Source organism: Massilia sp. IC2-477, assembly GCF_020707265.1.
Classification (GTDB): Bacteria; Pseudomonadota; Gammaproteobacteria; order Burkholderiales; family Burkholderiaceae_D; genus Telluria.
On record NZ_JAJFEQ010000012.1, the window covers coordinates 96357 to 114752 of the forward strand.

Below are 18396 nucleotides of genomic sequence, written 5' to 3' on the forward strand. Positions count from 1 at the left end.
GGCTTATTCCTTTCGAGTGGCTTGGGGGCCGGCTGCCGCGGCGGCGGCATGGACGACCGGCGCGGCCGGCGCGGCAGGCGTCGTGGCCTTGGGCGCAGCCGGCGCGGGAGCAGCGCCTGGCGCAGCAGGATCCTTCGGCACCGGCGGTTTCGGACGCTTGCCCAGCAAGTAGTAGTCGAGCGCCTTGCGCGCGATCGGCGCCGCGAACGAGGCGCCGAAGCCGACGTTCTCGACGATCAGCGCCAGCGCGATCTTCGGGTTGTCTGCGGGCGCAAACGCTACGTACAGCGCGTTGTCGCGGTGGCGTTCGTCGATGGCGCTGGCGTTGTACTTCTGGCCCTTCAGGCCGATCACCTGCGCGGTGCCGGTCTTGCCTGCCGAGATGTAACCGGCATTGGCAAAGGCACGGTGGCCGGTGCCGTAGGACTCCTGGGTCACGCCCACCATGGTGTGCTTGATGAAATCGATGTTCTCCTGCTTGAGCGGGATGCGCCGGGTTTCCTTGGGCACGGTCAGCGAACGCTGTTTGGTGGCGCCGTCCTCGATGATCTTGACCAGGTGCGGCTTCATCACGACGCCGTTGTTGGCCAGGGTCGAGACCGCGTGCGCCAGCTGGATCATCGAGTAGGTGTTGAACCCCTGCCCGATCGAGATCGAGATGGTGTCGCCGCCCACCCACTTGCCCGCGCGCGGGTTCTTGCGGAAGCGGTTCGCCTTCCATTCCTTGGAGGGACGCACACCGGCCTTTTCATGCTCGAGGTCGATGCCGCTCAGTTCGCCGAAGCCGAACTGCTTCATGAAGTTCGAGATGTTATCGATGCCCATCTCGTTGCCGAGCTGGTAGTAATAGGTGTCGCAGGACTCCACCACCGACTTGTACATGTCGACGTAGCCGTGCCCGCCCGGCTTGTCGTCGTTGAAGCGGTGCCCGCCCAGCATGTAGAAGCCGGGGTCGCGGATGCCGTCCGACGGCTTGCGGAAGCCCATCTCGAGCGCGGCCAGGGCCATGAAGGGCTTGAAGGTCGAGCCCGGCGGGTAGCCGCCGGACAGCGGGCGGTTCATCAGCGGCCGGTCGAGCGAGGTGTTGAGCTCGTTCCAGTTCTGGCTGTCGATGCCGTCCACGAACAGGTTGGGGTCGTAGCCCGGGCGCGACACGTAGGCCAGCACGTCGCCGGTGCTTGGTTCGATCGCGACCAGCGCGCCGCGGTTCTCCCCAAAAGCTTCCTCGACCACCTTCTGCAGCTCGATGTCGATCGACAGGATCAGGTTGCTGCCCGGAGTCGGCGCGGTGCGCGACAGGGTGCGGATCGCGCGCCCGAAAGCGGTGCGCTCGACCTGCTCGTAGCCGGTGGTGCCGTGCAGGTAGCTCTCGTACTTCTTCTCCACGCCTTCCTTGCCGATATGCTCGGTGCCGTTGTAGTTGGCGTCCAGGCCGTCCTCTTCGAGCTGGGCGGCTTCCTTCTGGTTGATGCGGCCGATGTAGCCGATCACGTGCGATGCGGTCTCGCCCAGCGGGTACTGGCGGAACAGGCGCGCCTGCACGTCCACGCCCGGGAAGCGGAAACGCTGCGCGGTGAAGCGCGCCACTTCGTCGTCGGTCAGGCGGGTGCGCAGCGGCACGCTGGAGAAGGTGCGCGACTCTTCCATCAGGCGCTTGAAGCGGCGCCGGTCGCGCGGCTCGATGGTGACCAGCTTGGACAGCTCGTCGATCACCGATTCGAGGTTGGCCTGCAGCTTGGACGGCGTGATCTCGAGCGTATAGGCGGAGTAGTTGCGCGCCAGGACCACGCCGTTGCGGTCCACGATCAGGCCGCGGTTGGGCACGATCGGCACCAGCGCGATGCGGTTGTCCTCGGCCTGGAGCATGAATTTGTCGTGCTGCATCACCTGCAGCCAGACGAAGCGCGCCACCAGCAGGCCGAAGCAGATGAAGACGAGGGCCACCATGGCGGTCAGGCGCAGGCGGAACTGGTGGATCTCGCGGTCGTTGTCCTTGAACTCGGTCACGGCTTGCTTCTGGTCTCAGGTATCAGATCGGGCGGGTATGGTCGCGGTCGACGGCGCGGCGCTGCGGCGCCAGCAGCAGCCAGGTAATCAGCGGCCACAGCGCCACCGCCACCACGCTCTCGGCAAAGTGCAGCAGGCCCGGGAAGCGTCCCGATGCGGTGAAGTGCACGAAGGCCTGCACCGCCTGCGCCAGCAGCAGCAGCGGGAACACATGCATGGCCTGGGTCAGCATGCTGAACCACAGTACGCGGCGGTGGATCATGATGGCCAGGTAGGACAGCAGCGTATAGGCCAGCGCGTTCTCGCCCAGCAGGCTGGCGTCGTGCACGTCCATCAGGAGGCCCATGACGAAGGCGACGCCGATGCCGACCTTGCGCGGCTGGTGGATGCCCCAGAAGACCAGCACCAGCGCGACGAAGTCGGGCGCGCCGACCCAGCGTCCCAGCGGCAGCAGGTTGAGCATGAAGGCGCAGACCAGGCTGAAGGTGATGAACAGCGGGCTGACGGGCAGCAGGATGTAATGCGGGCGGTTACCGGGCATTGGTCAAGCCTCCCTGTTGGATGGCGACGGGCGTGGCTGCGGGTGCGGCGACGTTGTTCTGGACGTTTGGCGCGGCCGGGCGCTGCTGGACCGGGGCCGTTGCCGGCGCCGGGACCGTTGCCGGCGCGGCGGCCGGACGTGCGGGCTGCGTCGTCGCGGCCGGGGCCTGTGCGGCCCCCTGCGGCGCCTGCGCGGCGCCCTGGACAGGCACGCCGCCGACGCCGTTGGCCGGCGCCGCCGTCCCGCCCTGCACCGCCGGCTGGCCCTGCGGCGGCAGCGGCGCGGGCGCCAGCGGCAGCGGCGGCACCGGCGCCATGTCGGGCAGCTTGCGGCGCGCGGTCGTGGCCGGAGCCCGGGCTTCCAGTGCCGGCTTGGGCGGCAGGTTCGACTGCGACATGATGATCAGGAGCTGGCGGTTGCGGTCGATGCCGGCCAGCGGCTGACACACCACGCGCCCGAAGGCGCCGGCGGCGACGTTCTCGACCTGCACCACCTTGGCCACCGCCAGGCCGGCCGGATACATGCCGTCCAGGCCCGAGGTGACCAGCACGTCGCCGACCTGGATGTCGGCGTTGGCCACCACGAAGCGCAGGTCGAGCAGGCCGGAGTGGCCGCGTCCGTAGGCGATGCTGCGCAGGCCGCTGCGCAGCACCTGCACCGGAATCGCCTGGTCCTTGTCGGTGAGCAGCGTGACTTCGGAGGTGAACGGGAACACGCGCGTGACCTGGCCCACCACGCCGGCATGGTCGATCACCGGCAGGCCGAGCACCACGTCGTCGCGCGAGCCCTTGTCGACCACCACGCGGCGGGTCGAGGGGTCGCGTGCGTCGTACAGGATCTCGGCCATCTGGGCCTTGACCGGCAGGTGCTGGCGCGCTTCCATCAGGCGCCGCAGCTGCGCGTTCTCGGCCATCTGGAGCTGGGCCTGCTGCAGCAGGCGCGCCTGCGTCAGCTGCTGGGTCTTGAGATCGCGTACTTCCTTCTGCAGCGTGGATAGCGAGGAGAAGTAGCCGCCCATGTTGCCGAGCATCTCGCGCGGCATCAGGGCTGCCATCTGCAGCGGATACAGCACGGTGGCGGCCACCTGGCGCACCGCACCGAGGGTGTGGTAGCGGGCGTCGACGACCAGCAGCACCACCGAGATCAGCGCGAATACGATCGCCTTGACCCGTGCCGGGGCTCCCTGTTTGAAAAGCGGCGGAGGACTGTATTGCATGCCCTGTTGGCGTCCTGTCTAGTGGTGCGCGCTACGAATGTCAACGCGGGCAGATGCGCGCGGTTCGACCGCACGCCCTGCCCGCTGTCCCATCGGCCGCGCCGCGTGGAGTGTTGTTATTCGTAGGAGAAGATCGAGCCCAGCTTGTCCATGCGTTCGAGTGCCATGCCCGAACCGCGCACCACGCAGGTCAGCGGGTCTTCGGCCACCAGCACCGGCAGGCCGGTCTCTTCCATCAGCAGACGGTCGAGGTCGCGCAGCAGCGCGCCGCCGCCGGTCAGCATCATGCCCTTTTCGGCGATGTCGGCGCCCAGTTCCGGCGGGGCCTGCTCGAGGGCGTTCTTGACGGCCGAGACGATGTTGTTGAGCGGGTCGGTCAGGGCTTCCAGGATCTCGTTGCTCGAGATGGTGAACGAGCGCGGGATGCCTTCGGACAGGTTGCGGCCCTTGACTTCCATTTCCTTGACTTCCGAACCCGGGAAGGCCGAGCCGATGGCTTTCTTGATCGCTTCGGCGGTCTGTTCGCCGATCAGCATGCCGTAGTTGCGGCGGATGTAGTTGACGATGGCTTCGTCGAACTTGTCGCCGCCCACGCGCACCGAACCCTTGTAGACCATGCCGCCCAGCGAGATGATGCCCACTTCGGTGGTGCCGCCGCCGATGTCGACCACCATCGAGCCGGTGGCGTCCGAGACCGGCAGGCCGGCGCCGATCGCGGCGGCCATCGGTTCTTCGATCAGGTAGACCTGCGAGGCGCCGGCGCCGAGCGCCGATTCGCGGATCGCACGACGCTCGACCTGGGTCGAACCGCAGGGCACGCAGATGATGATGCGCGGCGACGGGCGGAAGAACTTGGAATCGTGGACCATGCGGATGAACTGCTTCAGCATCTGCTCGGTGACGGTGAAGTCGGCGATCACGCCGTCCTTCATCGGGCGGATCGCCTCTATGTTGCCCGGCACCTTGCCCAGCATCTGCTTGGCTTCCTTGCCGACGGCCTGGATCGTCTTCTTGCCGTTCGGGCCGCCCTCCTGGCGGATCGCGACGACCGACGGTTCGTCCAGCACGATGCCCAGGCCGCGCACGTAGATCAGGGTGTTGGCGGTACCGAGGTCGATCGCCAGGTCATTCGAGAAGTAGCTGCGTAAGAAACCAAACATGTGTGTCCTGATGGCGCATCCAGGGCGCGTGAAAAATTGATCGGGTTGTCCTCGCCGCGTATGCATGCTGCATCGCGGTCTTTCCTGCGGTGGGCGGTCATGCAGCCCTACAGCGCATTAGCCCGCCATTCTACCTTATAATTTGTCGATTAAATGCTGAAAACGGGCGGTTTTACCCCCCAATTCCGAGGTGAGATCGGCGGTGTTACCAAGGTTTTATCGACCATAGCGCGCCGTTGGCTGACCTCTTGCCAACTTTCATTATTAGCCCAACCACATTTTTGCACGCGGCCCGCGCCGCGCCCCTTGCCATGTCCCTGACACTTTCAGACGTAAAACGCATCGCCAACCTGGCCCAGCTCGAGATGGATGAGGCCCATGCCGAAACCGCACTGGCCGAGCTGAACGGTATTTTCGCCCTGGCCGAGCAGATGCAGGCGGTGGACACGACCGGTGTCGCGCCGCTGTCACAACCGCTGGCCGCGATCATGGCCCTGCCCCTGCGCCTGCGCGACGACGTGGTGACCGAAGAGAACCGCCGCGAGGACTACCAGGCGCCGGCCCCGAAGGCGCAGGACGGCCTGTACCTGGTCCCGAAAGTCATCGAGTAATCGCACCCGTCTTCCAGATTCAAGAACCGACACGCACATGCACAAGAAAACCATCAAAGAGCTGTCCGCGCTCCTGCAATCGAAGCAGGTCTCGAGCGTCGAACTGGCCACGCACTACCTCGACCGCATCGAAGCGAGCAGCCACAACGCCTTCCTGCACCTGGACCGGCAGCAGACGCTGGCGCAGGCAGCAAGCGCCGACGCCCGCATCGCCGCCGGCAATGCCGGCCCGCTGACCGGCGTGCCGATCGCGCACAAGGATATCTTCGTCACCCGTGGCTGGCGCACCACGGCCGGCTCGAAGATGCTGGCCAATTATGAAAGCCCGTTCGACGCCACCGTGGTCGATCGCTTCGGCAAGGCCGGCATGGTCACCCTCGGCAAGGTCAACCTCGACGAATTCGCGATGGGCTCGGCCAACGAGAACTCGGCCTTCGGTGCGGTGAAAAATCCCTGGGATCCGCTGGCGGTGCCGGGCGGTTCCTCGGGCGGCTCGGCCGCCGCGATCGCCGCGCGCCTGGCGCCGGCCGCCACCGCGACCGACACCGGCGGTTCGATCCGCCAGCCGGCCGCCTTCTGCGGCGTCACCGGCATCAAGCCGACCTACGGCCGCGTGTCGCGCTTCGGCATGATCGCCTTCGCCTCCTCGCTGGACCAGGGCGGCCCGATCGCCCAGACCGCCGAGGACTGCGCCCTGCTGCTCAACGAAATGGTCGGCTTCGACGAACGCGACTCGACCAGCCTGACCGTCGAACAGGGCAACGCGCCCGAAGACTTCACGCGCAACCTGAACCAGCCCCTGGCCGGCCTGCGCATCGGCGTGCCGAAGGAATACTTCGGCGAAGGCCTGGCGCAGGACGTGGAAGCGGCCGTGCGCGCCGCACTGGAGCAGTTCGTGAAGCTGGGCGCCACCCTGGTCGACATCTCGCTGCCGAAGACCGCGCTGTCGATCCCGACCTACTACATCATCGCCCCGGCGGAAGCCTCGTCCAACCTGTCGCGCTTCGACGGCGTGCGCTACGGCCACCGCGCCAGCGAGTACAAGGATCTGCAAGACATGTACCGCAAAACCCGCGCCGAAGGCTTCGGTCGCGAAGTCCAGCGCCGCATCATGGTCGGCACCTACGTGCTGTGCCACGGCTACTACGACGCCTACTACGTGCAGGCGCAGAAGATCCGCCGCCTGATCGCGGACGACTTCCAGGCCGCGTTTGCCGACAAGTGCGACGTGATCATGGGCCCGGTGGCCCCGACCGTGGCCTGGGACCTGGGCAGCAAGGCCAACGACCCGGTAGCGAACTACCTGGCCGACATCTTCACCCTGTCGACCAGCCTGGCGGGCCTGCCGGGCATGTCGATCCCGGTCGGTTTCGGCGCGGGCGAGAAGAACGGCAAGCGTCCGGTCGGGCTGCAAATCATCGGCAACTACTTCGCCGAAGCGAAGCTGCTGAACATCGCGCACCAGTACCAGCAGGTGACCGACTGGCACCAGCGAGCCCCGGAAGGCGTCTAATCCGTAGGGTGGGGTCTCCCGCCCACGCGTTCAACATACGCCAGCGCAGCCACAGAACAAAGAGAGAACAACTATGCAATGGGAAGTCGTCATCGGTCTTGAGAACCACGTGCAGCTCACGACCAACTCGAAAATCTTCAGCGGCAGCTCGATCCGCTTCGGCGCCGAGCCGAACACGCAAGCCAGCCCGGTCGACCTGGCGCTGCCGGGCGTGCTGCCTGTGCTGAACCGCGGCGCCGTCGAGCGCGCGATCCGCTTCGGCCTGGCCGTGGGCGCCAGGATCGCGCCGCAGTCGGTGTTCGCCCGCAAGAACTACTTCTACCCCGACCTGCCGAAGGGCTACCAGATCAGCCAGTTCGAAGACCCGGTGGTCCAGGGCGGCACCATCAGCTTCGCCTACGAGAAGGACGGCAAGCTGGAGACGAAAACCGTCAACCTGACCCGCGCCCACCTGGAAGAGGACGCCGGCAAATCGCTGCACGAAGACTATGCCGGCATGAGCGGCATCGACCTGAACCGCGCCGGCACGCCCCTGCTCGAGATCGTGTCCGAGCCGGAGATGCGCAGCGCGAACGAAGCGGTGGCCTATGCCAAGGCCCTGCACTCGCTGGTCGTGTGGCTGGGCGTCTGCGACGGCAACATGCAGGAAGGCAGCTTCCGCTGCGACGTCAACGTCTCGGTGCGTCCGATGGGTCAGAAGGAATTCGGCACCCGCTGCGAGATCAAGAACCTGAACTCCTTCCGCTTCATGGAAGAAGCGATCCACTACGAAGTGCGGCGCCAGATCGAGCTGATCGAAGACGGCGGCAAGGTGATCCAGGCGACCCGCCTGTGGGACCCGGACAAGAAGGAAACCCGCTCCATGCGCACCAAGGAAGACGCGCAGGACTACCGCTACTTCCCGGACCCGGACCTGCCTCCCCTCGTGATCGGCCAGGACTGGATCGAACGTGTGAAGGCGGACATGCCGGAACTGCCGGGCGCCCTGCGCGCACGCTTCACCGGCGACTACGGCCTGCCGGAATACGACAGCCTGGTGCTCACCTCGTCCAAGGCGATGGCGACCTACTATGAAGCCGTGGTGGCTGCGGCCGGCAAGGAAAACGCCAAGGCGGCGGCGAACTGGATGATGGGCGAAGTGTCCTCGACGCTGAACCGCGCCGACGTCGACATCGCCGACTCGCCCGTGAAAGCCGCGCAACTGGCCCTGCTGCTCAAGCGCATCGCCGACGGCACCATCAACAACAAGTCGGCCAAGGAAGTGTTCGCGGCAATGTGGGAAGCGAATTCCGACGACGCCAGCCTGGCCGACGCGATCATCGAGCAGAAGGACCTGAAGCAGACCTCCGACGTCGGTGCACTGGAAGCCATCGTGGACGAAGTCCTGGCCGCCAACGCCAAGTCGGTCGAGCAGTACCGCGCCGGCAAGGAAGCCGCGATCAATGCGCTGATCGGCCAGACCATGAAGGCCTCGAAAGGCAAGGCCAATCCGGCCCAGGTCACCGAGCTGCTGAAGAAGAAGCTGGCGGCCTGATGTCGACGCTGCAGGACGCATGAGAAGCCGGGGCTTGCCCCGGCTTTTTTTATGCCCGCCTCAGGTCGCGCTGGCGACCTGGTCCGCCTCCAGCAAGGCCAGCGCCTGCCGGCGCGCCGCCGCCCGCAGCGAGCGGCGCAGCACCGGGTCGTCGGTCGTGCGCGCCAGCACCATCCCGCCCACGCACAGGGACACGATGGCCTGGGCCCGCTGCTCGCCGTCGGGCCTGCCTGCCAGCGCGCTGGCGTAGACCGCGGTCAGGTTGCGGATCAGCTGGGTGTAGGCCTTCTGCGGCGACAGCCCGGCGCGCGCCACGTCGCCCGGCAGGGCGTACAGGGGGCAGTGGAAGTCGACGTTGTCGAACACCTTGTCGCTCAGGTAGACGTCGAGCAGCATGCGCGCCAGTTCGCCGGGCTCCGGCGTGGGATTGCTCTCGAGATCGGCGCGGAAGGGATTGCAGTTGGTGAAGCTCGCCACCGCGGCGGCGTACAGCTCGTCCTTGCTGCCGAAATGGTGATAGAAGCCGCCGCGGGTCAGGCCGGCCTCCAGCATGACGCGGTCGATCGACACCTGCTCGAAACCGTGCCGGTTGAACAGCCTGCGCGCGGCGCTGACGATGCGCTCGCGGGTCTGGGCCTTGTGCTCGCTACTATAGGGCATGTGGAACCTCCTCCGGCTCCCATTATGCGCCGATCGATATTATGTTCTTGAACATAATATGGTCCCGCGTATCGTGACTTCCACCGACACCACAAGGAGGAAACGAGATGATGACCCTGACCACTTTCCGCAGCGTGCCCCCGTTCGCGGCCGGCTACGTGCGCGACCTGCGCGTGCGCTGGGCGCTGGAGGAAGCGGGCCTGCCCTACACGTTGCGCCTGCTCGCGTTCGAGGAAGCGGCGACGCCCGCCTTCCGCAAGGAGCAGCCCTTCAGCCAGATCCCTGTGCTGCAGGACGACGGGCTGACCCTGTTCGAATCCGGCGCGATCCTGCTGCACCTGGGCGAGCGCTGCCCTGCCCTGTTGCCGGCGGATGCCGAGGCCCGCGCGCAGGTGACGGTATGGATGTTCGCCGCGCTCAATTCGGTGGAGCCCTATTTCGCCGAGCTGGTCAGCCTGGCCCTGTTCCATGCCGACGAAGCCTGGGCGGCAGCGGCGCGGCCCTCGGCGGAAGCGATGGCGCTCAAGCGCCTGCGCGACCTGGACGACTGGCTGGAAGGACGCGACTGGCTGGCCGGCGAATTCAGCGTTGCCGACATCCTCATGTGCACCGTGCTGCGCCTGCTGGACGGCATGGAGCTGGTCGAACGTTTCGACAGGCTGGCCGCCTACCGCGCCCGCTGCATGGCCCGCCCCGCCTTCGACGAGGCACTGGGCGACCAGCTGGCCCTGTACCGGCAGCTGCCCGCCGTCGCCTAGCGTTTGCTGCGCTCTTCCTTCGTCATGCAGACGTAGTCGGCCAGCGGCATCAGTTCGAACTGGCGGCGGTTTTCTTCGACGTCGCGCAGGATCTCGGCGCTGGCCAGGCCAAAGTGGCTGCCCTCCCAGTTGTCGCTGCCCTGGGTCCCGAAGCGCTGGGGCTTGCCGCCGGCGACCAGCAGGCGGTCGACGAAGCGCGCCATGTCGCTGCTCGAGAGCTCGCCGTCCACGCGGCGCTGGTCCAGCACCGGCACCAGCTGCTGCTGGAACTTCGGCGCGCGGTCGGCGTGCAGGGCCAGCAGCCAGGCGTCGCGCACGCCCTGCTCGCCTACCTGTGCGGCAGTCGGGAAGCCCTTGCTGCGCACCAGTTCGAACAGCCACTTGACGTTCTCTTCGTCGATGGCCGCGACCTCGCGCTTCGGGCCCCAATCCTTGCGGGCGGCTTTCGTCATCGCCAGGCGCGCGGCCTGGTCGCGGGCGGCGCGCGCGGCCAGCTCGGCGCGCAGTTGCGGGTCGGTGAAGCTGCGTGCGGCGTCGCGCTTCGCCAGCGCTTCGTCGGTGTCGTTCGGGTGCGCGGCGTACCAGGCGGCAGCGCCAGGGCAAGTCCTGGCGATGTCGCCGGCGGCCGATGCCGCGCCGGCGCAAGCCAGCGCCGCGCCCATCGCACACGCGAGGCGCTTCAGGTTCTGCACTGCCATGCTCACACTCCGTAGCGCGCGCGGTAGGCTGCGACGGCGTCCTTGTGCGCGCCCAGGTCGGCGCCCGCTTCGTTCGACAGGTAGGTGAACAGGTCGTCGAGGTTCGCGATCGAGATCACCGGGATGCCGAATTCCTGCGAGACCTGCTGCACCGCCGAATGCTCCGACAGCGCACCGTCCTTGCCCGAACGCTCCATGCGGTCGAGCGCGATCAGCACCGCGGCCGGCTCGGCGCCCGCGGCGCGGATCATGTCCACCGACTCGCGCACCGAGGTGCCGGCCGAGATCACGTCGTCGATGATCACGACCTTGCCCGCCAGCTTGGCGCCGACGATGGTGCCGCCTTCGCCGTGGTCCTTGGCTTCCTTGCGGTTGTAGGCGAAGGAGGTGTTGCGGCCCTTGGCGGCCAGCGCCACGGCGGTGCTCGATGCCAGCGTGATGCCCTTGTAGGCGGGTCCGAACAGCATGTCGAAGGCGACGCCGGAATCGAGTAGGGTCTGCGCGTAGAACTGCGCCAGCTGGCCCAGCGTGGCGCCGTCGTGGAACAGGCCCGCGTTGAAGAAGTACGGCGACTGGCGTCCCGCCTTGGTCGTGAATTGACCGAATTTCAGTACCTCGGCCTTGACCGAAAATGCAATAAACTCCTGGCGCAGATCGCTCACGCGCACCTCCCGAATATCAGAAAGTCCGTATTGTAACCGCCACTGTTTGCCCCGGCGAGCGCCGGCCGATCGTGCCAAGCGGCATCAAAACGCGCTACACTGTCGTCCTCCGCACCACCGCCATCCTTGATCAGACCCATGCCACGAATTATCTCCGCCAACCTGAACGGCATCCGCTCCGCCCACAAGAAAGGCTTCTTCAACTGGCTCGCCACCCAGTCTGCAGACTTCATCTGCGTGCAGGAACTGAAGGCCCAGGAAGCCGACATGACCGAGGAATTCCTCTCCCCGCACGGCTACCACGGCCACTTCCACTACGCGGAAAAGAAGGGCTACTCGGGCACCGGCGTCTACAGCCGCAGCGCGCCCGACAACAAGCGCATCGGCTTCGGCTGCCTTGAGTTCGACGCCGAGGGCCGCTACACCCGCTGCGACTTCGGCAACCTGACCGTGATCTCGGTCTACTGCCCGTCCGGCTCCTCTTCGCCCGAACGGCAACTGGCCAAGTTCCGCTTCATGGAGGTGTTCCTGCCGCACCTAGAGGAGCTGAAGGCGGAAGGCCGCGAAGTGGTGATTTGCGGCGACTGGAACATCGCGCACAAGGAGATCGACCTCAAGAACTGGAAGAGCAACCAGAAGAACTCGGGCTTCCTGCCGGAAGAACGCGCCTGGATGACGCGCATCTTCGACGAGATCGGCCTGGTGGACGTGCACCGCGCCGTGGCGCCCGACGCCGCCGACTACACCTGGTGGAGCAACCGCGGCCAGGCCTACGCGAAGAACGTGGGCTGGCGTATCGACTACCACGTGGCCACCCCGGGCATCGCAGCCTGCGCCAAGTCGGTCTCGATTTACAAGGACGAGCGCTTCAGCGACCATGCTCCGCTCATCATTGATTACCATCTCTAATAGTAAACCTGGTATTTATTAGGTTTACTTCTGAATCCCTTCCCCCACATCGGGGGGATTCGGCATCAGCTTGATGTAAAAAAGCACCACTTCGCCCTCTTTGGCGAAATGGCATTGCCTGTTTATTGATACTATCCGTCTGGTAACTTTCTCATTAGAATTTTCCGTTGACGGAATATCAATAAACGGCCGCCATGACCTCGACTACCCCTGCTTCGCCCGCCATCCCGACCATCACCGTCAGCAGCGCTGGCGCGGCGACCCACATCGACCTGAACTTCGCTGCCTTCGCTGCGACGATGGCCAAGGGCAGCGGTTCGATCTTCCTGACCGACGGCGCGGTGCAGACCGTGATCGACCGCGCCACCGGCCAGCCCAAGCTGCGCGTGGTCGGCGGCACCTTCAGCAAGGAAATCACGCTCGACAAGCTGAGCATCAGCGGCACCCACGTGAGCTTCGACGCCACCGGCCTGCCGCCGGGCGCGAAGCTGAACCTGTACATGGCCGCGGGCACCCTGGTTAGCGGCGGCAAGGCGGTGCCGGCCATTACGGTGCCCGAGAAACTCAGCTTCAACGTGCCGGGCACCGTACCACCGCCACCCGGCCTGAGTGCCACCATCACCGTCGAAGACCGCGTACTAAAGGCCGGCGCCGACATCAAGGTGACGGTCACCTTCTCGAAAGCCCTGGAGTCGCTCGACGAAGCGGCGATCAGCGCAGACCATGCCAGCATCAAGAACATCGGCCACAGCACCGATAACCGCACCTGGACCATTACCCTGAGCGCTGCCGACAGCATCGAATCGGCGACCAATGCGCTGCGCCTGGACATGAGCAAGGTGAGCAGCGCGGACGGCACGTCCGGCAGCGGCGTTCTCACTTCGGGGAACTACCTGGTCGACACCGTCGTAGACGCCTATCTGCTCGATATCGTGGAAGTCAATGACGGCGGTCCATCGAGCACGGACGGGATCACGAACATCAGTGGCGCCAGCGGCGACAATCCGCAGTTCGTCAAGGGCACGTTGCGAGGTGGCCTCGCGTCGGACGAATACATCGAGCTGGTCATCAATGATGTCACGGTGGACAAGTCCCGTATTCAGATAACGGCCGATGGAGACTATATCGAATGGTCATACAATCGTGGCGGCGACGCCGACCCGCCACTCGTGTTCGACCGTACCGAGAACGAGATCACTGCCCGGGTCGTCAAGCTGGACGGACACTACAGCACTGCGGTCGGCAAGACCATCATCCTCGATACGACGCAGCCGAAGGTCCTCACCTCGCCTCATGAATCCACCAACGTCCCCCTCGACGCGAACCTGGTCGTCACCTTCGACGAAGCCGTCTTCTGGCACCATGAAGAGAGCGATGCGGACATGCTTTACCTGTATGGCAGTGACGAATCCATTATCGAAATCTACCTGGATGAGACCAACTTCTCGGAAGGTGGAAAGAAACTGACCATCAGCGCCGCCGAGCACAACATGAAAGCGGGAATCGACTACTCGCTGGTGCTGCCCGAGAACCTGACGGATCTGGCCGGCAATCACGTCTTCGGCTACGAAATAGATTTCAGGACCGCAGAGGGCGGCAGCGAACCGGATACCACGGACCCGCACGCGACACGGGTCGTGGTGGAGGGTGACGGTTTCTACAAGGCCGGCGACGTCATCACCTTCCGCGTCCAGTTCGACGAGTACGTCAAGGTGATCACCGAAGCCATCCCTTCCATCACCCTCAGCAACAACAAGAAAGCATCCTACGCGGGCAACCTCGGTGACGAACTGGTCTTCAAGTACACCGTCGCTGCTGGCGACGACTCGTCCAGCCTCAAGATCAAGGACATCGCGGAACTGGGCGGCACGGTCGAAGATCTGGCCGGCAACGCGCTCGACCTGCTGGCCAGCGCTCACATTGTCCTCGGCGGCATCTACGACGACAGTGGATACGGCTACATGATTGACGTGAAGGTGGATACCATCGCTCCCACCGCGCCGGATGCTCCTGTGCTCGACGCGCTGGCCAGCGACTCCGGCGCCCTGGGCGACGGCATCACCGACGACAATACGCCAACCTTGAACGGCACAGCCGAAGCCAGTGCCGAGATCGCCATCTACAACGGGAGCACCCTGCTCGGGACGACCAAGGCCAATGCCGACGGCGTCTGGACCAAGACCCTCGGCACGCCGGTTGCACTGGCCGACGGCAGCTACACCATCACGGTGAAGCAAACCGACCGCGCCGGCAATACCAGCACCGCCTCGTCCCCGCTGACACTGGTCATCGACACCGCCACGCCGGCCGCCCTGACCACGGTGGTGCTGGCCACCGATACCGGGATTTCGTCCAGTGACGGCATCACGCGCGAAAACTACGCGGCACTACGCGGCAGCGGCGCCGAACCGGGCGCCAGCATCAAGATCATGCTGGGCGACGCGGTGGTGGGTATCGGCAGCAGCGACGCCAACGGCGATTGGATCGCGAATTTCGCTTCTCCCCTGAACGAAGGCGTGCACACCTACAAGGTACGCCAGATCGACGCCGCCGGCCACGCCAGCGCCGATTCGGCGCCGATCAGCTTCACGGTCGATCGCACCGGCCCGACCAGCGCGCCGCCGGCGCCGCAACTTGCGACCGCCAGCGATACCGGCGCATCGTCGACCGATGGACTCACCAGCGACAACACCCCGACATTCACGGGTACAGGCGCAATCATCAACAGCGAAATCGTGCTCTACGCGGATGAAGCAGAGATCGGGCGCACGGTCAGCGACGCTTCCGGCAACTGGAACATCACGGTCGGCGCCGCGAAGGCGCTGCATGACGGCACTCACAGCATCGCCGTCCAGCAGCTCGACGTCGCCGGCAACAAGAGCCCCTATTCGACGTCCGTCACGCTGCGCGTCGATACCGACGCCGACAAGCCGGACCGCCCGGAGCTGGCCGCATCCAGCGACACTGGCAGCTCGAGCAGCGACGGCATCACCTCCGACACCACGCCGACCTTCAAGGGCACCGGTGCGGAAAACGGCGCGACGGTGGTGCTGTATGCCGGGACCCGTGTGATCGGAAGCACCGTTGCCGACAGCGCGGGACACTGGGACCTGACGGTACTGGATGCCGACAAGTTCACCATCGACGGCAGCTACGCGATCACGGCCACGCAAACCGATAAGGCCGGCAACGTCAGCGAGGCCTCGAATCCGTTCACACTGGTCATCGACACGACCGGCCCGACCGTGTCTTCGTTTGTGAACAAGAGCTCGACCCGCGAAGCGCAACTTGGCTTCAGCGAACAGATCGTGTTCAAGCCGACCGGCATGTTCAAGCTGTTCCAGGCCGCGACCGAGTTCCTGACCTTCAGCGGCAGCAGTGGCAGCGGCAGCAACTGGTATGTGACCGACGGATCCGGCGGCCACGATTCGGTCCTGAACTTCAAGGTTTCGGTTTCCGGCCTGTACAACCTACAGATGAACAACGAGTCGATACAGGACCTGGCCGGCAACGTGGCGATCATCGGCTCCCCGCAATGGGTGGTCGACCTGCCCCCGCCGGCCTGATTATTCCCCGGGCCAGGCCAGCCGGAAGCCGCTCTCGAAACGGCGCGGCTGGCCGCTGAGCGGATCCTCGAAGCTGATCGCGCGCGCCAGCAGCTGCAGCGGCGCGCTGAAGTCGTCGCCCTTGCAGGGCAGCGCCACCGGGTAGAACGCATCGTTCAGGATCGGCGCCCCGAGGCTCGAGAGGTGCAGGCGCAGCTGGTGCTTGCGGCCCGTGTGCGGATGCAGCCGGTAATGGGCCACCTCGCCGCGCTGTTCGATCAGCTCGATCAGCGTTTCCGAATTCGGCTCGCCCGGCACCTCGGCGCTGACAAAGAACTGCTCCGCATCCTGCATGCGGCTGCGGTAGGTAAAGGGGAATTCCCGGTCCTCGAGCGGGCGCGCCAGCGCCTCGTACACCTTGGTCACCACCCGCTTCTGGAACATCGACTGGTAGGCCCCGCGCGAGTCCGGGTTGTGCGAAAAGATTACCACGCCCGCGGTCTCGCGGTCGAGCCGGTGGATCGGCACCAGGTGGGGCAAGTCGAAGCGTTTCTTCAGGCGCACCAGCAGGGTCTCGTGCAGGAAGCGTCCAGTCGGGATGGTCGGCAGGAAGTGCGGCTTATCGGCCACCAGCAGGTGCTCGTCCTGGAACAGCACCTGTTCCTGGAAAGGAATCGGCGTCTCGGCCTGCTCCAGCTCGCGGTAGTACCAGATGCGCATGCCCTGGCGCACCTGGCTGTCCGCGCCCAGGGGCATACCCTTGGCGTCGACGATCTCGCCACGCGCCAGGCGCCGCGCCCAGGCGGCTTCGGAGACATCCGGAAAGCGCTCCGCCAGGAAGCGCAGCATGCCGCCGGCCCGCGTTTCGGTCAGCCACAGGTAGCTGGGCGCGACGCCGTCGCGGGTCGGCAGCGGCACGTAGGCGTTGGCTTCGGCCTGGCGGCCCTTCCTGCTACTGCCCATCAACGCAGGGCGACATTGGTCCGGTAAGGCGGCAGGCTGGCCGCGGTGGTGCCCTTGGTACGCGCATACACCGGCAACAGCACGTTCATGTGCTGCTCCATGATGGCGATGCGGTTCTCGCCGCCCGGGTGGGTCGAGAGCAGCTCGATCGGCGCGCGTTTATCCAGGGCCGCCATCTTGCGCCACAAGGCGATGCCGGCGCGCGGGTCGTAGCCGGCGCGTGCGGCGATATCCAGGCCCACCAGGTCGGCCTCGCGCTCATCGTCGCGCGAGAATTTCAGGCCGGCGAACTGGGCGCCGTAGCTGGCGATAGTGCCGGTGATGCCGGGGTCGATGCCGAAGATGCCGGAGATCAGGGCGCCGCCGATGCGCGCACCCGCATTGGTCAGGCCCTGCTTGGCCATCTTCTCGCGGCTATGCTCGCGCAGCGCGTGGGCGATTTCGTGGCCCATCACGGCCGCTGCTTCATCGTCGGTCAGCTTCAGCGAAGTCAGGATGCCGGTAAAGAAGCCGATCCGGCCGCCCGGCATGCAGAAGGCATTGACATCCTTCGAATCGATCACATTGACCTGCCACTGCCACTGGCTGGCATCCTGGTTCCAGCGCGCGGTATGCGGAATGATGCGTTTGGCGATGGCGCGCAGGCGCTGGACTTCCGGGTGCGACGGCGGCAGCAGCACGCCCTTCTGTTGCGCCTGGCTCATCATCTGCGTATATTGCTGCGCTGCAGCCTGGTTGAGCTGTTCTGCCGGCACAAGCTTGCTCAGGCGCGACAGCGGCCTGACCGCGATGCCATCCTGGACTGTCGTGTTGCGGTCGTCGCGCGCGAAGGCGTCGCCCACGCCCACCGTGCCGACGACGGCGAACAGGGACAGGGAGGCCGCCAGATGCTTAAGTTTTGTCATTTTCATCACCCACGAAAAGTAGCTGGAGGAGGACACAATAGCGCGATCATCGCGGATGGCAGCCGCCTCGACAAGCCGCCACCGCACATAAGCGCTCAGGTCACGACGCCGGCTTTCTTGCGCAAACGAAACACCGCCAGGCTGCCCCGCAGGTTGGGCAGGAAGCGCACCGGCTTGCCCTCCGCCAGGGCCACGAATTCCAGCACTTCCAGGCCGCACTTCTCGGCCAGGTCCTTGAAGTCGTGGATGGTTGCGTAGCGCACGTTGGGCGTATCGAACCACTGGTAAGGCAGCGAGCGCGAGACCGGCATCCGGCCGCGGATCAGGGCCACGCGGTGCGGCCAGTAGGCGAAGTTCGGGAAGGACACGATGGCTTCCTGGCCGACGCGCACGATGTCGCGCAGGCGCGCCTCGACGTGCTGCATCATCTGCAGCGAGGACAGGCACAGCACCATGTCGAAGGCGTTGTCGCGGAACAGGTCCAGGCCCTGCTCCATGTCGTGCTGGATCACGCTGATGCCGCGCTGGGTGCTCTCCAGCACCTTGTCGTCGGCGATCTCGACGCCGTAGCCGGTGCAGCCCTTGCTCAGCTCAAGGTAGCGCAGCATGGCGCCGTCGCCGCAGCCGACGTCGAGCACGTGGGCGCGCTCGCGCACCCAGTCGGCGATGAAGGCCAGGTCGGGGCGCAGGGCGTTCAGTTCATTTTCGTGCATG

The 18396-nt window shown here is 65.7% G+C and carries 16 protein-coding genes; 6 read left to right on the plus strand and 10 right to left on the minus strand.

Features of this window, described 5'->3' with window-relative positions; all coding sequences use genetic code 11:
• Positions 1-3: 3 nt before the first annotated feature.
• The 4 genes from mrdA to LK542_RS21305 form a co-directional block, all read right to left on the minus strand.
• Positions 4-2007: a penicillin-binding protein 2 gene (gene mrdA / locus LK542_RS21290; RefSeq protein ID WP_227799821.1), complete on the minus strand. Its 2004-nt coding sequence runs from the start codon at positions 2005-2007 to the stop codon at positions 4-6.
• 22 nt (positions 2008-2029) lie between these two features.
• Positions 2030-2548: a rod shape-determining protein MreD gene (gene mreD, locus LK542_RS21295; RefSeq protein WP_227799820.1), complete on the minus strand. Its 519-nt coding sequence runs from the start codon at positions 2546-2548 to the stop codon at positions 2030-2032.
• Positions 2538-3764 carry a rod shape-determining protein MreC gene (gene mreC / locus LK542_RS21300; RefSeq protein WP_227813496.1) on the minus strand — a complete coding sequence of 409 codons (1227 nt, stop codon included), beginning with the start codon at positions 3762-3764 and terminating at the stop codon, positions 2538-2540. The genes mreD and mreC overlap by 11 nt, the downstream gene beginning before the upstream one ends.
• A 116-nt stretch (positions 3765-3880) precedes the next feature.
• Positions 3881-4924, minus strand: a complete 1044-nt coding sequence (locus LK542_RS21305; protein ID WP_036247668.1) for a rod shape-determining protein — start codon at positions 4922-4924, stop codon at positions 3881-3883.
• A 311-nt stretch (positions 4925-5235) separates the two neighbouring features.
• On the opposite strand from LK542_RS21305, the gene gatC reads away from it, so the two are divergent.
• The 3 genes from gatC to gatB all read left to right on the plus strand — a co-directional run bounded on the left by gatC (position 5236) and on the right by gatB (position 8582).
• The gene (gene gatC, locus LK542_RS21310; protein ID WP_036247667.1) at positions 5236-5535 is read left to right on the plus strand and encodes an Asp-tRNA(Asn)/Glu-tRNA(Gln) amidotransferase subunit GatC; all 300 of its coding nucleotides are present in this window, start codon (positions 5236-5238) and stop codon (positions 5533-5535) included.
• A gap of 37 nt (positions 5536-5572) precedes the next feature.
• On the plus strand, positions 5573-7048 hold the full coding sequence (gene gatA / locus LK542_RS21315) for an Asp-tRNA(Asn)/Glu-tRNA(Gln) amidotransferase subunit GatA (protein WP_227813497.1): 1476 nt from the start codon (positions 5573-5575) through the stop codon (positions 7046-7048).
• A 73-nt stretch (positions 7049-7121) separates the two neighbouring features.
• Positions 7122-8582 (plus strand): Asp-tRNA(Asn)/Glu-tRNA(Gln) amidotransferase subunit GatB, encoded by a 1461-nt coding sequence (gene gatB, locus LK542_RS21320; protein ID WP_227813498.1) that lies wholly within the window; start codon positions 7122-7124, stop codon positions 8580-8582.
• Between the two features lie 60 nt (positions 8583-8642).
• On the opposite strand, the gene LK542_RS21325 is transcribed toward gatB, so the two are convergent.
• On the minus strand, positions 8643-9242 hold the full coding sequence (locus tag LK542_RS21325; RefSeq protein ID WP_227813499.1) for a TetR/AcrR family transcriptional regulator: 600 nt from the start codon (positions 9240-9242) through the stop codon (positions 8643-8645).
• Positions 9243-9349: 107 nt separating this feature from the next.
• On the opposite strand from LK542_RS21325, the gene LK542_RS21330 reads away from it, so the two are divergent.
• Positions 9350-10000: a glutathione S-transferase family protein gene (locus tag LK542_RS21330; RefSeq protein WP_227813500.1), complete on the plus strand. Its 651-nt coding sequence runs from the start codon at positions 9350-9352 to the stop codon at positions 9998-10000.
• Here the strand turns inward: LK542_RS21330 and LK542_RS21335 are convergent.
• Together LK542_RS21335 and pyrE are read right to left on the minus strand one after the other, a co-directional pair.
• Positions 9997-10698: a DUF6624 domain-containing protein gene (locus LK542_RS21335; protein ID WP_227813501.1), complete on the minus strand. Its 702-nt coding sequence runs from the start codon at positions 10696-10698 to the stop codon at positions 9997-9999. The two genes, LK542_RS21330 and LK542_RS21335, sit on opposite strands and share 4 nt — an antisense overlap.
• 2 nt (positions 10699-10700) lie before the next feature.
• Entirely contained in the window at positions 10701-11360 is a 660-nt protein-coding gene (pyrE, locus tag LK542_RS21340; protein ID WP_227799810.1) for an orotate phosphoribosyltransferase, read from the minus strand.
• A gap of 138 nt (positions 11361-11498) precedes the next feature.
• On the opposite strand from pyrE, the gene LK542_RS21345 reads away from it, so the two are divergent.
• Together LK542_RS21345 and LK542_RS21350 are read left to right on the plus strand one after the other, a co-directional pair.
• The gene (locus LK542_RS21345) at positions 11499-12269 is read left to right on the plus strand and encodes an exodeoxyribonuclease III (protein WP_227799809.1); all 771 of its coding nucleotides are present in this window, start codon (positions 11499-11501) and stop codon (positions 12267-12269) included.
• Positions 12270-12463: 194 nt separating this feature from the next.
• The gene (locus tag LK542_RS21350; RefSeq protein WP_227813502.1) at positions 12464-15835 is read left to right on the plus strand and encodes an Ig-like domain-containing protein; all 3372 of its coding nucleotides are present in this window, start codon (positions 12464-12466) and stop codon (positions 15833-15835) included.
• Here LK542_RS21350 and LK542_RS21355 read toward each other — a convergent pair whose 3' ends face one another.
• The 3 genes from LK542_RS21355 to metW all read right to left on the minus strand — a co-directional run bounded on the left by LK542_RS21355 (position 15836) and on the right by metW (position 18395).
• Positions 15836-16777: a pseudouridine synthase gene (locus LK542_RS21355; RefSeq protein ID WP_227813503.1), complete on the minus strand. Its 942-nt coding sequence runs from the start codon at positions 16775-16777 to the stop codon at positions 15836-15838.
• The gene (locus LK542_RS21360; protein ID WP_227813504.1) at positions 16777-17682 is read right to left on the minus strand and encodes a M48 family metallopeptidase; all 906 of its coding nucleotides are present in this window, start codon (positions 17680-17682) and stop codon (positions 16777-16779) included. Before LK542_RS21360 ends, LK542_RS21355 begins: the two co-directional genes overlap by 1 nt.
• A 95-nt stretch (positions 17683-17777) precedes the next feature.
• Positions 17778-18395 (minus strand): methionine biosynthesis protein MetW, encoded by a 618-nt coding sequence (gene metW, locus LK542_RS21365; RefSeq protein ID WP_227800553.1) that lies wholly within the window; start codon positions 18393-18395, stop codon positions 17778-17780.
• Position 18396 lies beyond the last annotated feature (1 nt).